Origin of the sequence: Rhodococcus sp. W8901 (assembly GCF_013348805.1) — a bacterium.
Taxonomy (GTDB): Bacteria; Actinomycetota; Actinomycetes; order Mycobacteriales; family Mycobacteriaceae; genus Prescottella.
In genome coordinates, this window is sequence record NZ_CP054690.1 from 3933653 (window position 1) to 3946649 (window position 12997).

The following is a 12997-nucleotide window of genomic DNA, read 5'->3' on the forward strand; positions in this document are numbered from 1 at the left end:
GCCCACTCACTGTGAGGCGCCGGCGCCGTTCCCGTTGACGGCGGCGGCGCCGTTCATGGTCTTCTTGCGGGCGATGTCCTCGAGCGCGGCGATGTACTTCGCCCGCTCCGCGGCGCCGGCCTCCCAGTCGACGCGACGGTTCTTGACCGCCTTGGCGGGCGAGCCGACGGCGATGCTGAAGTCGGGGATCTCGCCCTTGACGACGGCGTGCGCGCCCAGCACGCAGCCGCGGCCGACGCGCGTGTTCCGCAGGACCGTGACCTTCGCGGCGATCCACGTGTCCGGTCCGATGCGCACCGGTCCCTTGACGATGCCCTGATCCTTGATCGGGACGTTCACGTCGTCCATCCGGTGGTCGAAGTCGCAGATGTAGCACCAGTCCGCGACGAGGGTCGACGCACCGATCTCGATGTCGAGGTACGTGTTGACGACGTTGTCCTTGCCGAAGACGACCTTGTCGCCGATCCGCAGGGATCCCTCGTGGCAGCGCAGGGCGTTGCCGTCACCGATGTGCACCCACTTGCCGATCTCCAGGCGGGAGAGTCCCGGCGTCGAGTGGATCTCCACGTTCTTGCCGAGGAACACCATGCCGCGCGTGATGATGTGCGGGTTGGCGAGTTTGAACTTCGCCAGACGGTAGTAGCGAACCAGGTACCACGGTGTGTACGCCTTGTTCGCGATGACCCACTTCAGCGAGGCCGGCGTCAGGAAACGTGCCTGCTCACTGTCCCGACGTCGGGATCCACGCCACCTCGAGCGCAACGGTGCGCCCCACATGCTCGTCATGACACGTAAGCCTACGGACCGCCACTGTGCGCCCCGTCACGTGCCCCGTCCGGTCAGAGGGCGGCGTGCCTGCTCACGCTGTGGCCGCCCCACGAGTGACCACTCCAGCGCGGCTTGACCCACACCTGACGCCGCCGGGTGCGCCGACGACGCGACGCCCGGACCCAGTCGTCGTCGTGCGCGACCGCATACGCCACCAGCGCCCCACCGAGTGCGGTGACGAGCATCGCGACCACCGACGCCATCACCAACCCGATCGCGCCGGCGATGCCGGCGACGAGCATCGAGGTGACGACACGGCCCGCGGACGGCGATCCGAGGAGGTGGTTGTCGATATCGGAGACCCCAGGACCGGGGTCGACTGTGACCGCTTCGGATTCTGTCCGCGTTCCCGGCTGCATGGATCTATTAGACACAATTCCTCGCCGCGTGTCGCAGCGGATTTCGATAAACGATCGGCAACGATAGTTTCCCCGACGAATTACATCCATGGCGTTCACTCCAACAGGACAATTCAGTCGGGATCAGCCACACAGTGCGGTCTCGACCGAGACGTACGGCAACGCGTGCGCCAGCGCCACCGGCGCGTGCGTCACCTGACCCGACCAGGCATTCAATCCCATCGCCAGCGCACGGTCGGCGCGCATCGCCCCGCGCCAACCCTTTTCCGCGATCACCGAGACAAACGGCAACGTAACGTTTACCAACGCGCGGGTGGACGTATGGGGAACAATGCTCGGCATATTGGGAACCGCATAAATAATAGAATTGTGAACCATATAGGTGGGTTGGTCGTGGGTCGTGGGACGCGAATCCTCGAAGCACCCGCCCTGATCGATCGCGATGTCCACCAGCACACTGCCCGGCAGCATCCGGGACACCTGCTCGGACGAGACCAACCGCGGCGCGCGGGCACCGTGCACCAGCACGGCGCCGATCACCAGATCCGCGTCGACCAGCGTCCGCTCGAGTTCCGTCCGGGTCGACACGACGGTCGAGATACGGGCCCCGAAGCGGGCGTGCAGCGCGCGTAGGCGCTCGACGTCGCGGTCGAACACGGTCACCCGTGCGCCCATCCCCACCGCGACCGCCGTGGCGTGGGTCCCGGCGCTCCCGGCGCCGATGACCACGACACCGGCAGGTGGAACGCCGGGCACCCCGCCGAGCAGGATGCCGCGTCCGCAGCCGCCCGCGGTGGATTGCAGCGCGTGCGCCCCGACCTGCGTGGCGAGGCGGCCGGCAACCTCGCTCATCGGTGCCAGCAGCGGGAGCGAGCCGTCGGCGCGTTCGACCGTCTCGTACGCGATCGCGGTGACGCCACTCGACAGCAACGCCTCGGTGCACTCGAGCGACGCCGCGAGATGCAGGTAGGTGAACAGCACCTGCCCCCGTCGCATCAGTTCGAACTCCGGCGCGAGCGGCTCCTTGACCTTCACGATCAGGTCGGCCTCGGCCCAGACGTCTTCGGCGTGATCGACGATCCGGGCCCCCGCGGCGACGAACTCACCGTCGGACATCGACGAACCGTCGCCCGCCCCACGCTCGACGACGACGTCGTGTCCCTGCGCACGCAGTTCGGTGACCGAGAGCGGGGTCAACGCGACCCGCAGCTCACCGCTCTTGATCTCCTTCGGCACACCAATTCTCATGATGCCTCCTCCGCGCGGACCTGCCGGGTCACGGAACTGCCGGGTCCCGACGCGCTGCGGATCGGGCGGGATCGAAGCGCGGATCGTGGGACCTTCATCGAGGGTCCCACGAAATGCGCCGGGGCGGTTCGGCGACCGCACATCGCAGCCGGGATAATCTCTGGTCCGAGCAGATCCCTACCCAAGGAGATGTAATGCGGCGTGCCCTACGGTCGTCGGCGGCGGCGCTGACGGCGATCTCGGCCCTCCTCCTCGCAGGATGCGGCGGGGATTCCGGCACCGCGGACGTCTTCGGTGCGGGCGGATGCGGGAATGCACGCCGATGCGCGGAGCAGCAACACGAGCCCGGTGACGGGATCCCGGTCGCTCGACTTCCAGTGGTCCCGCCCGATCGGCGGCCCCACCCCCACGAACGCCTCGGTGGCGGCGAACGGACAGGTCTTCCTCACCGCACGCACCGACGAGGGCTGCAACCTCCTCTCGTTCCAGATCGACACCGGCCGCAAGCGCTGGTGCACCCGGATCGGCCCGGGCGCCGCGACCTCGACTCCCGTGGTGGACGCCGCCACCAACATCTACATCGGCGACGAGGGCGCGATGAGCTCGTTCAACGAGCGCGGCCAGTTGCGCTGGCGTACACCGGTGTCCGGCACTCCGCGGTCCGCCCAGTTCACCGGCGACGGCAACCTGCTGTTCATCACGCAGCTCGGCCAGATCAACGTCCTCGATCCGCAGACCGGCTTCAAGGTGGCGCCGTCGTACGACCTGATCCCGCCGGCGTCGTACACGCAGGGCGCCAACGTCGAGCCCGTTCCGAACGACCAGGGCCTCGACGGGTGCCTCGCCGGCGGGCAACAGTGCCCGGTCGCGAACACGCCGGCGATCGATCTGGACAACGGTCGCTTCGTGTTCACATTCTGGCGCCCCTTCGCCCCACAGGCCGACCTGGTCGCGATGCGCTACACCGGAGGTGACGATCCGAGGATCGTCGAGGACTGGTCGACCGGCACCCTGCCGGGCGGCCCCGCCGGCGGCCCGAACCTGTCCGCGGACGGAAAGACCGTGTACACCAACGACAATGCCGGGCACCTGTGGGCCGTCGACGCCGAGACCGGTGAACCGCGGTGGAGCTACGACGTCGGCTACCCGGCCCTGGGCACCCCGTCCACGTCCGCCGGCGGACTGATCATTCCTGCCGGCGCGGAGAAGGGTCGGCTGCTGGCGGTGCGCGATCGCGGCGACCACGCCGAACTGGTGTGGGAGCGAGCCGATCTGCTGCAGCTCGGCGTGCCCGCGCAGACCGCCGGCACCACCGGATACACCGTCGTCCGGGACGGCGACGCCGGACTCGCACTGCTGACGTTCGACACCGAGACCGGCGAAACGCTCGACCAGGACCCCCTGCCCGGGGCCACCGGGTTCACCGTCGGTACCTCGATCGGACCGGACGGCGAGGTGCTCACCCCGACCCTGATCGGGGAACTGTTCGTCCTGAAGTAGGCGTCAGTCCCGCGCGGCACACACGAAAGCGACGGGCGTCCGGCCGATCCTGGTGAGTACCACCGACATCGGCGTGGTGCCGCGCAGTTTCAGGCGCGGCCGCAGCACCGCCGGATCGATGTCGAGACCACGGACCAGGATCTCCGCCGACCCGCAGTCGCGCGCGGCCAGTTCCTGCCGCAGCGCCTTCTCGGTGTACTTGAGCCGCGCCAGTATCCGGAAACCGCGCACGCCGTCGGGCACGCTGTCGCCGGTCAGGTAGGCGATCCGCGGATCCAGCTGCCACAACCCGTGCCGGGCCGCGTAGTGGCGCACCAGGCCGGACCGCACGACGGCTCCGTCCGGGTCGATGATCCACTCCCCCGGTTCGCGCTCCGGGATGTCGTCGGGCTCGGCGTCGGTGATCTCCCAGGTCGTCCCGTCCGAACGCAGCACGCTCGCCCGGCGCCGCACGCCTGGGCCTGCCAGCCCCGGCGACCACAGGCACGCCTCGCGCACCCCGCCGTCGAGCGAGACCACCTCCACCTCGCCGTCCCAGTCGAGCCGGTCGAAGTCGAGGCCCGGGGCGCACTTCACCGCGAGATCACGCCCGGCGTAGACGTCGAGCAGGTCCGGCAGCGGCGGCATCAGGGCCGCCGGGTCGTGTGTGCGCCTACCGCCGGAACGTCGTGCGGGGTCGGCGATCACGACGGTGTCGCGGGTACAGGGTCGTAGCGCGTCGGCGCGCACGAGTGTCGCGCCGGGAACATTGTGGGCCGCCATCGCCAACCGGACGGGGTCGAGATCGCTGCCGATCACGGTGTCCGCCACCGGAACCAGCGCCGAAAGCTCGGCACCGATCGAGCAGGTGACGTCGTGGACGCGGCGGCCCGCGAGCCGGACGCCGCGGTGCCGCGCCACCACGATCGGCGTCGCCTGCTGCAACGCGTCGTCGGTGAACAGCCAGGACTCGGCACCGTCCAGCTTGGCCTGCGCCTTGCGCCGCAGCAGCACCGTCTCGATCAGCAGTGCCGCGCGGTCACCGAAACGCGCACGCGCCCGGCCGATGTCGGCCAGTCGCGTACGCGTCGACAGCTCCGATTCCGCCGTCTCCGCCAGCGCCGCGATGCCGTCCGCGCTGCGCAGGTATCCGACGTCGTCGGTCGTGAAGTCGTATCCCAAAGCTCGTTCGGCTCAGTTCAGTCGGTGGCGCCCGGCTTCACGCCGGTGATCATCACGTTGTAGAAGAAATTGCGCGGAACCACGTGCTGGAGCACCTTGTCGTCCAGCCAGCTCAGCGACTTGAAACCACCGAACGCGAACCTGGCCCAGCCCCAGCCCAGCTTCTCCGGCGGCACGGCGGCCTCGAAGGTGCGGACCGGCCAGCCGAGCAGCGCGGCGGCGAACTCCTCCGTCTTGGCCTTCACCTCGACGGCGCCGGCCGACTTCGCGATGTTCTCGAGGTCGGTGGGATCGAACGTGTGCAGGTCGACGACGGCCTCGAGCGCGGCGGCACGGGACGACTCGTCGAGCTCGGCCTGCGGACGACGCCAGTCGGACAGGAACGGCAGCTTGGTGACGTTCGTGGTCGCAGCCCACGTCGCGCGCCCGAGCCAGCGGGCGTAGAAGTTGCCGATGGTGCTGGGCTCGCCGGCGAAGACGAACCGGCCGCCCGGCTTGAGCACGCGCAGCACCTCGCGCAGCGACTGCTCGACGTCCGGGATGTGGTGCAGGACCGCATGGCCGACGACGAGGTCGAAGGTGTCGTCCTCGTACGGGATGGTCTCGGCATCGGCGACGCGGCCGTCGACGGGCAGCCCGAGGTGCTCCGCGTTGCGCATCGCGACCTTGACCATGCCCGGGGACAGGTCGGTGACCGAACCGGTCTTCGCGACGCCGCCCTGCATGAGGTTGAGCAGGAAGAAGCCCGTTCCGCAGCCCAGTTCCAGCGCCCGCTCGTACGGCAGCGGCTGATCGCCCGCGACGGCGTCGAACCGGCCCCGCGCGTACTCGATGCAACGCTCGTCGTACGAGATGGACCACTTGTCGTCGTAGGTCTCCGCTTCCCAATCGTGGTACAGGACCTGGGCGAGCTTCGTGTCCTTCAACGCAGCCTCGACCTCTTCGGCGGTTGCGTGCGGGTTCGGCGCGGGATCGATCCCGTCGTTCGGGCTAGCAGTCATGCAGCGAATCCTACCCAATGGTAAGGAATGAACAAGTTCTAGTTTTGGGCCTCGGGGGGCCCGATTTGCGCACTTGCCGCGGTTCCGGACGACCGGAAACGCCGACAAGTGCGCAAATCGCGGTGAGCTCTACTTGCCGGTGAACTTCGCCTTGCCGGGGCCGTTCTCGACGAACGACTCCATGCCGATGGTGCGGTCCGCGGTCGCGAACAGCGACGCGAACAGGTGCTGCTCGATCTTCAGGCCGGTCGCCAGGTCGGTGTCGAGGCCCTGATCGATCGCGGCCTTCGCGGCGGCGATCGCGCGGCTCGCGGCGCCGGTGAACTGCGACGCCCACTTGCGGGCGGCGTTGTACACCTCGTCGGGAGCGACCATCTCGTCGATCAGGCCGATCTGCAGGGCCTCCTCGGCGCCGACGAAGCGGCCCGTGAACACCATGTCCTTGGCCTTCGCCGGGCCCACCAGGCGGGCGAGGCGCTGCGTGCCGCCACCGCCGGGAATGACGCCCAGCAGGATCTCCGGGACACCGAGCTTGACGTTGTCGCCGGCGATGCGGCGATCCGCACCCAGCGCGACCTCGAGGCCGCCGCCCAGCGCGTAGCCGGTGATGGCGGCGACGGTCGGCTTCGGGATGTCGGCGATCGCACCGAGCGCCGACTGCAGGTCGGCGATGATCTCGCTCATCTGCACGAAGTCGAGCTCCGCCATCTCCTTGATGTCGGCGCCCGCGGCGAACACCTTCTCACCGCCGTAGACGATGACAGCCTTGACCTCCGGATCGACGGTGGCCTGCCGGGCCGCGGCCCGAATCTCTTCCTGCACCTGACGGTTCAGCGCGTTCATCGGGGGGCGCGCCAGACGGATCGTACCGATACCTTCGGAAACCTCGAGGGTCACAAACTCAGCCATGTGACTGAGGCTACTGGTCGGCGCCCCAGGGCAACGCCCCGGTGTCGTAGTACCCCTCGTCGCCGGGGAAGGCCACCCGCGGCTTGCCGTCCACGAAGCTCAGCTCGGGCAGGATCGGCGAGATCTCCGGCTCCGCAGCCAGAATCGCGTCGACGCCGTCGAACCGGCCGAGCGCGGCGAGCTGACTCCACGTGGGCGGCAACAGGACACTGCGACGCTCACGCCAGTCGTCGACGGCCGCAGCCGGAGTCCGCCACGAGACCTCCGCGGCCTCCGACGTGTCACCGTCCGCCAACTGCCCCTCCGGGAGCACCGCGACGAAGAAGCGCGTGTCGTACCGGCGCCCCTCCTGGACGGGGGTGATCCAGTTGGCCCACGGGCGCAGCAGATCCGTTCGCAGGACCAGGTTCTCGCGCGCGAGGAAGTCCGCGAACGACAGCTCCCGCGACTCGAGCTGGCGACGCGCCCGCGCGTACCCGGTGGTGTCGGCGACGACGGTGTCGACGGTGGGGCCGGCCAGCAGCACGCCGCACTCCTCGAACGTCTCACGAACCGCCGAGCACACGAGGGCCTTGGCACGGGCATCGTCGACGCCGAACCTCTCGGCCCACCACGACAGCGGCGGACCGGCCCAGCGGACGTCGGCGTCCCCGTCGGACGGATCCACGCCGCCGCCGGGAAACACCGTCATACCGCCCGCGAATGCCATCCCCGCCACACGCCGCAGCAGGAAGACCTCGACGCCCGCGTCGCCGTCGCGCACGAGCATCACGGTGGACGCGTCCTTCGGCGCCGGGACGGTGGTGTCCGGTGCGGTGGTATCCGGTGCGACGGCGCCGACGGAAGCGGCGCCCGACTCTCGAGAAGTTCCCATATCCGGAACCTACGCCCCGAGTGACGAACGCCTCACCACCGGTCCGGTCCGCGTGTCAGGCCCGGTGCAGGCCGGGATGCCGCGTGCGGCGGGCGAAGAATCGGCCGTCGACGCGGTCGAGGGTGATCGCCTGGCTGAAAGCCTCGCTCAGGTTCTCGGCCGTGATGACGTCGTCGAGCAGGCCCTGCGAGACCACGCGGCCCTCCGAGAGCAGCATCGCGTGCGTGAAGCCCGGCGGGATCTCCTCGACGTGATGGGTGATGAGCACCGTCGCCGGCGAATCCGGGTCCGCGGCCAGGTCACCGAGGCGCGCGACGAGTTCCTCACGGCCACCGAGGTCGAGGCCCGCGGCAGGCTCGTCGAGGAGCAACAGTTCGGGGTCGGTCATGAGCGCACGAGCGATCAGCACGCGCTTGCGTTCACCCTCGGACAGCGTCCCGTAGGTGCGGGTCGCGAGATGCTCGGCGCCGAGACTCTCGAGCATCTCGACGGCCCGCTCGGTGTCCATGTCCTCGTAGCGTTCCCGCCAGCGTCCGAGCACCGAGTAACCGGCCGACACCACCAGATCGCTCACGATCTCGTCGGCCGGAACCCGATGCGCGAGCGCCGACGACGACAGCCCGATCCGTGGCCGCAGCTCGGTGATGTCGACCTTGCCGAACGTCTCGCCGAACAGTCGGGCCACGCCGGCGGTCGGGTGGACCTCGGCGGCGGCCATGCGCAGCAGCGACGTCTTGCCGGCGCCGTTGGGGCCGAGCACGACCCACTTCTCGTCCAACTCCACTTGCCAGGAGACCGGGCCGACGAGGGTCGCTCCGCCACGGCGAATCAGGACGTCTTCGAAATCGATGAGGAGATCAGGATCTGGTTCCGACACAGCGACCATCTTCCCGTACTCGGTTGCGGCCGCATCGACTGGACCCGGACCTGCGTGTCGCCCTGGGGATCAGGGAATCGGGGCGATCACCGTCATCGAACCGGGTGCCACCTCGGTGAACCCCGCATCCCGCACCGCCACAGCGGCACCCCTGCCGACTTCGTCACACAGCGCGGCCCACGACCGCGGGTCGGCGTCCCGGACGGCGCAGCGGAATCCGTCTGCCGCCCACTGCCGCACGCGGTCGACGGGCATGGCACCCGCCAGGATCATCGACGCGTGCCCCACCTGGGCGGCGGCCTTGCCGACCGTCATCTCGAGGGACGCGTCGATCCACAGCGTCGGCAGTGCCGGGTCGACCGGTCCCGGCTCGTCGTGGTCCAGGTCGGTGCCGCCGATCTGCAGCTTCTTGATCCGCGGATCGAGGTCGCCCACCCGCCCCGGGACGAGCGCGCGGGCCTGCGCGCCGTCCACGTCGACGGTGACGCCGTCGACGTCGCACGCCGCGAGCCACTGGGCTCCGCGGGCGCGGCGGGCCACCTTGCGGATGCGGGCGTCGGTCCACTCCCGGACCGCGTGCTGCCACGGCCCCGGCTCGCCGCCGGCGTCCGGCCCGACACGCTCGTCGAGACACAACGCGACGGTCGCGGAGGCGGCCGCGGCGAGCAGCGCGCTCCGCGCGGGCGGTTCGATCTTCGGGATGTGCAGCACGATCGGCATCGCCAGCACCTGAGCCGGATCGGCCGGATCCGGGCGGTTGCCGTATCCGGCGGCCAGCACGGCGTGGCGTGCCGCGAAACCGTCCCCGGTCAGGGTCATGCGATCGGCACGCGCCGCACGACACCGTCCACCGCGTCGGCGGCCTCGACCTCGTCGCGGGTCACGCCGAGCACGAACAGCACCGCATCGAGGAACGGATGCGACAGCGCGGTGTCCGCGACCTCGCGCAGCGCCGGCTTGGCGTTGAACGCCACACCCAGACCGGCCGCGGTCAGCATGTCGATGTCGTTGGCGCCGTCGCCGACCGCGACGGTCTGCTCCATCGGCACCCCGACCTCGGCGGCGAACTTGCGCAGCGCGACCGCCTTCGCGGCGCGGTCGACGATGTCGCCGACCACACGCCCGGTGAGCTTGCCGTCGACGATCTCGAGGGTGTTGGCCTGGACGAAGTCGAGCTCGAGCTCGTGCGCGAGGCCCTCGATCACCTGACGGAAACCACCCGACACGACACCGCAGTGGTAGCCGAGGCGCCGCAGCGTCCGGATCGTGGTCCGCGCACCGGGCGTGAGCTGCAGATCGGCGGCGACGTCGTCGATGACCGACGCGTCGAGTCCGGCGAGGGTCGCGACGCGCTGGTGCAGGGACTCGGTGAAGTCGATCTCGCCGCGCATTGCCGACTCGGTGACCGCGCGGACCTCGTCCTCGACACCGGCCCGCGCCGCGAGCATCTCGATGACCTCACCCTGCACGAGCGTCGAGTCGACATCGAACACGATGAGCCGCTTGGCGCGCCGGGCGAGCCCGCCGCGCTCGACGGCGACGTCGACGTTCTCACCGGCCGCGACCTCGGCCAGGCCGGCACGCAGCTGCGCGTCCGCCTCGACGCCGGTGCCCGACGCGGTAACCATCAGCTCGAGGCCGGTGACCGGATAGTCGGCGACACCGCGGATGGAGTCGATGTTGGCGCCCTGCCGTGCCAGCTCACGCGACAACGAACGGAACGCCCGGGCGCTGACCGGGCTGCCGAGCACGACGACCGCGTGGGTCGACACCTGACGGCTCGCCGCGTCGGCGCCGATCTCGACATCGACGTTCATGCCGACCGTGTCCATCGCCTCCTCGAGCTCCTCCTGGAGGGCTTCCGGGTCGGCGGGACACAGGACCAGCACGCCGAGCGTGAGGCGACCGCGGATCACCACCTGCTCGACATCGAGCAGGCTCACATCGTGGCGGGACAGTGCCCCGAAGAGCACCGACGTGACGCCGGGCCTGTCCGGACCTGTAACCGTCACCAGAACAGTGGCGTCTGACGCACCCACCGAGAACTCCGTTCGTTTGGGCTCGAACTACGTACAAAGAAATCCGGCCCCCATTCTGCCAAGTCGAGGTGGCGGCACGGGAAAGGCCCCGCCAGCTCCCTCGACATCGGGGATCGGGCGGGGCCTTCCGGCAGAGCAGGGACCTTCCGGTCCGCTAGGACTTGCTGTCTTCCAGGACCGCGGTGGCGTGCTTGCCGCCGTGTCCGATACCGACATGAGCCTCGTCGCGCAGGCGCTCGACCATGTGCGGGTAGTGCAGCTCGAACGCCGGACGCTCCGAACGGATCCGGGGCAGCTCGGTGAAGTTGTGGCGCGGCGGCGGGCAGGTGGTGGCCCACTCGAGCGAGTTGCCGTAGCCCCACGGGTCGTCGACCTTGACGACCTCGCCGTACCGGTAGCTCTTGAAGACGTTCCACAGGAACGGCAGCGTCGAGGCACCGAGGATGAACGAGCCGATCGTGGAGATCGTGTTCAGCGTGGTGAAGCCGTCGCTGGGCAGGTAGTCCGCGTAGCGACGCGGCATGCCCTCGGCACCGAGCCAGTGCTGGACCAGGAAGGTGGAGTGGAAGCCGACGAACGTGGTCCAGAAGTGCCACTTCGCGAGGCGCTCGTCCATCATGCGGCCGGTCATCTTCGGGAACCAGAAGTAGATACCCGCGTAGGTGGCGAACACGATGGTGCCGAAGAGCACGTAGTGGAAGTGCGCGATCACGAAGTACGTGTCGGTGACGTGGAAGTCGATCGGCGGGCTTGCGAGCAGGACGCCCGACAGACCACCGAAGAGGAAGGTCACGAGGAAGCCGACCGAGAACAGCATCGGCGACTCGAACGTCAACTGTCCCTTCCACATCGTTCCGATCCAGTTGAAGAACTTCACACCGGTCGGGACCGCGATGAGGAACGTCATGAAGGAGAAGAACGGCAGCAGGACGGCGCCCGTCGCGTACATGTGGTGCGCCCACACGGCGATCGACAGGGCCGCGATGGCCATCGTGGCGTACACCAGACCGCTGTAACCGAAGATCGGCTTACGCGAGAAGACCGGGAAGATCTCCGAGACGATGCCGAAGAACGGCAGCGCGATGATGTACACCTCGGGGTGACCGAAGAACCAGAACAGGTGCTGCCACAGCAGGACGCCACCGGTTGCCGGGTCGAAGATGTGGCCACCGAGGTGACGGTCGACGAACAGGCCCATGAACGCGGCGGTGAGCAGCGGGAACGCCAGCAGGATGAGGATGGCGGTGATGAGGATGTTCCACGTAAAGATCGGCATCCGGAACATGGTCATGCCCGGTGCGCGCAGGCACACGATGGTGGTGATGAAGTTGACGCCACCGAGGATGGTGCCCAGACCGGCAACCGCGAGGCCCAGGATCCACAGGTCCGCACCGATGCCGGGCGAGTGCAGCTCGCTCGTCAGCGGGGTGTAGGCGGTCCAGCCGAAGTCGGCCGCGCCACCCGGGGTGATGAAGCCGGCGGTGGTGATGATGGCGCCGAACAGGTACAGCCAGTAGCTGAACGAGTTCAGACGCGGGAACGCCACGTCGGGCGCGCCGATCTGCAGCGGAACGATGTAGTTCGCGAAGCCGAACACGACCGGGGTCGCGTACAGCAGCAGCATGATCGTGCCGTGCATCGTGAACAGCTGGTTGAACTGCTCGTTGGACAGGAACTGCAGGCCCGGAACAGCGAGTTCGGTTCGCATCAGCAGGGCCATGAGGCCACCGATGAGGAAGAAGGCGAACGACGTCACCAGGTACATGATCCCGAGCACCTTGGGGTCGGTGGTCGTGATCATCTTGTAAATGAACGAGCCCTTGGGTCCCTGCCGTGGCGGGTAAGGCCTCGCTGCTATCTCTGGGACTGGCTGGGGCGCTACGGCAGTCACTAATCCTCCTGAATGTGCCCTTGATCGCTCCGCAGGCTCCGCTCTGAGCGCCGATCCCGGGCTGGCGAGATAGGCGTTCGCTGGCTTGCGCTCATCGAATCGTAGACGGTGCCTTCGGGGCCCGCGGACCGGGTCCTACTCCCTGTCGTACTCGGGCCGTAGTTCCCTCGGCCCACAGAGCCGCGAGCAGGACTTTAGTCCCCCACCGGACCATCCGCCGGATGCGTCACGGCGTGTCGGTGCCGGTCGACCGACGCCCGAGCGTCACACCACAGAAGTCGACCACCGGGAACCCCACATCCCCGGTTGT

At 68.8% G+C, this 12997-nt stretch carries 11 protein-coding genes and 1 pseudogene; 1 reads left to right on the forward strand and 11 read right to left on the reverse strand.

Going from position 1 to position 12997, the window contains the following annotated elements; genetic code table 11:
• Nucleotides 1-6 precede the first annotated feature (6 nt).
• The 3 genes from HUN07_RS18380 to ald form a co-directional block, all read right to left on the reverse strand.
• Nucleotides 7-786 carry an acyltransferase gene (locus tag HUN07_RS18380; protein ID WP_114722538.1) on the reverse strand — a complete coding sequence of 260 codons (780 nt, stop codon included), beginning with the start codon at nucleotides 784-786 and terminating at the stop codon, nucleotides 7-9.
• 53 nt (nucleotides 787-839) lie between these two features.
• On the reverse strand, nucleotides 840-1187 hold the full coding sequence (locus HUN07_RS18385; RefSeq protein ID WP_254622589.1) for a hypothetical protein: 348 nt from the start codon (nucleotides 1185-1187) through the stop codon (nucleotides 840-842).
• A 123-nt stretch (nucleotides 1188-1310) separates the two neighbouring features.
• A complete protein-coding gene (gene ald / locus HUN07_RS18390) occupies nucleotides 1311-2435 on the reverse strand; it encodes an alanine dehydrogenase (RefSeq protein WP_174911707.1) in 1125 nt (374 codons plus the stop codon).
• A 194-nt stretch (nucleotides 2436-2629) separates the two neighbouring features.
• On the opposite strand from ald, the pseudogene HUN07_RS18395 reads away from it, so the two are divergent.
• Nucleotides 2630-3935: pseudogene (locus HUN07_RS18395) on the forward strand (outer membrane protein assembly factor BamB family protein).
• A 3-nt stretch (nucleotides 3936-3938) separates the two neighbouring features.
• Here the strand turns inward: HUN07_RS18395 and HUN07_RS18400 are convergent.
• From HUN07_RS18400 to ctaD, 8 genes are all read right to left on the reverse strand, one after another.
• Complete coding sequence (locus HUN07_RS18400) at nucleotides 3939-5096, reverse strand: THUMP-like domain-containing protein (RefSeq protein WP_174911712.1); 1158 nt, start codon at nucleotides 5094-5096, stop codon at nucleotides 3939-3941.
• A 17-nt stretch (nucleotides 5097-5113) separates the two neighbouring features.
• The gene (locus tag HUN07_RS18405) at nucleotides 5114-6097 is read right to left on the reverse strand and encodes a class I SAM-dependent methyltransferase (protein ID WP_114722542.1); all 984 of its coding nucleotides are present in this window, start codon (nucleotides 6095-6097) and stop codon (nucleotides 5114-5116) included.
• 129 nt (nucleotides 6098-6226) lie between these two features.
• Entirely contained in the window at nucleotides 6227-7006 is a 780-nt protein-coding gene (locus tag HUN07_RS18410; protein WP_174911715.1) for an enoyl-CoA hydratase/isomerase family protein, read from the reverse strand.
• A 10-nt stretch (nucleotides 7007-7016) separates the two neighbouring features.
• Entirely contained in the window at nucleotides 7017-7880 is an 864-nt protein-coding gene (locus tag HUN07_RS18415) for an NUDIX hydrolase (protein WP_174911718.1), read from the reverse strand.
• 55 nt (nucleotides 7881-7935) lie between these two features.
• The gene (locus tag HUN07_RS18420) at nucleotides 7936-8766 is read right to left on the reverse strand and encodes an ABC transporter ATP-binding protein (RefSeq protein WP_114722545.1); all 831 of its coding nucleotides are present in this window, start codon (nucleotides 8764-8766) and stop codon (nucleotides 7936-7938) included.
• Nucleotides 8767-8826: 60 nt separating this feature from the next.
• A complete protein-coding gene (locus tag HUN07_RS18425) occupies nucleotides 8827-9576 on the reverse strand; it encodes a peptidyl-tRNA hydrolase (protein ID WP_174911721.1) in 750 nt (249 codons plus the stop codon).
• Complete coding sequence (gene serB, locus HUN07_RS18430; RefSeq protein WP_174911724.1) at nucleotides 9573-10796, reverse strand: phosphoserine phosphatase SerB; 1224 nt, start codon at nucleotides 10794-10796, stop codon at nucleotides 9573-9575. Before serB ends, HUN07_RS18425 begins: the two co-directional genes overlap by 4 nt.
• A 154-nt stretch (nucleotides 10797-10950) precedes the next feature.
• Nucleotides 10951-12687: an aa3-type cytochrome oxidase subunit I gene (gene ctaD / locus HUN07_RS18435; protein WP_114722548.1), complete on the reverse strand. Its 1737-nt coding sequence runs from the start codon at nucleotides 12685-12687 to the stop codon at nucleotides 10951-10953.
• Between the last annotated feature and the right edge of the window lie 310 nt (nucleotides 12688-12997).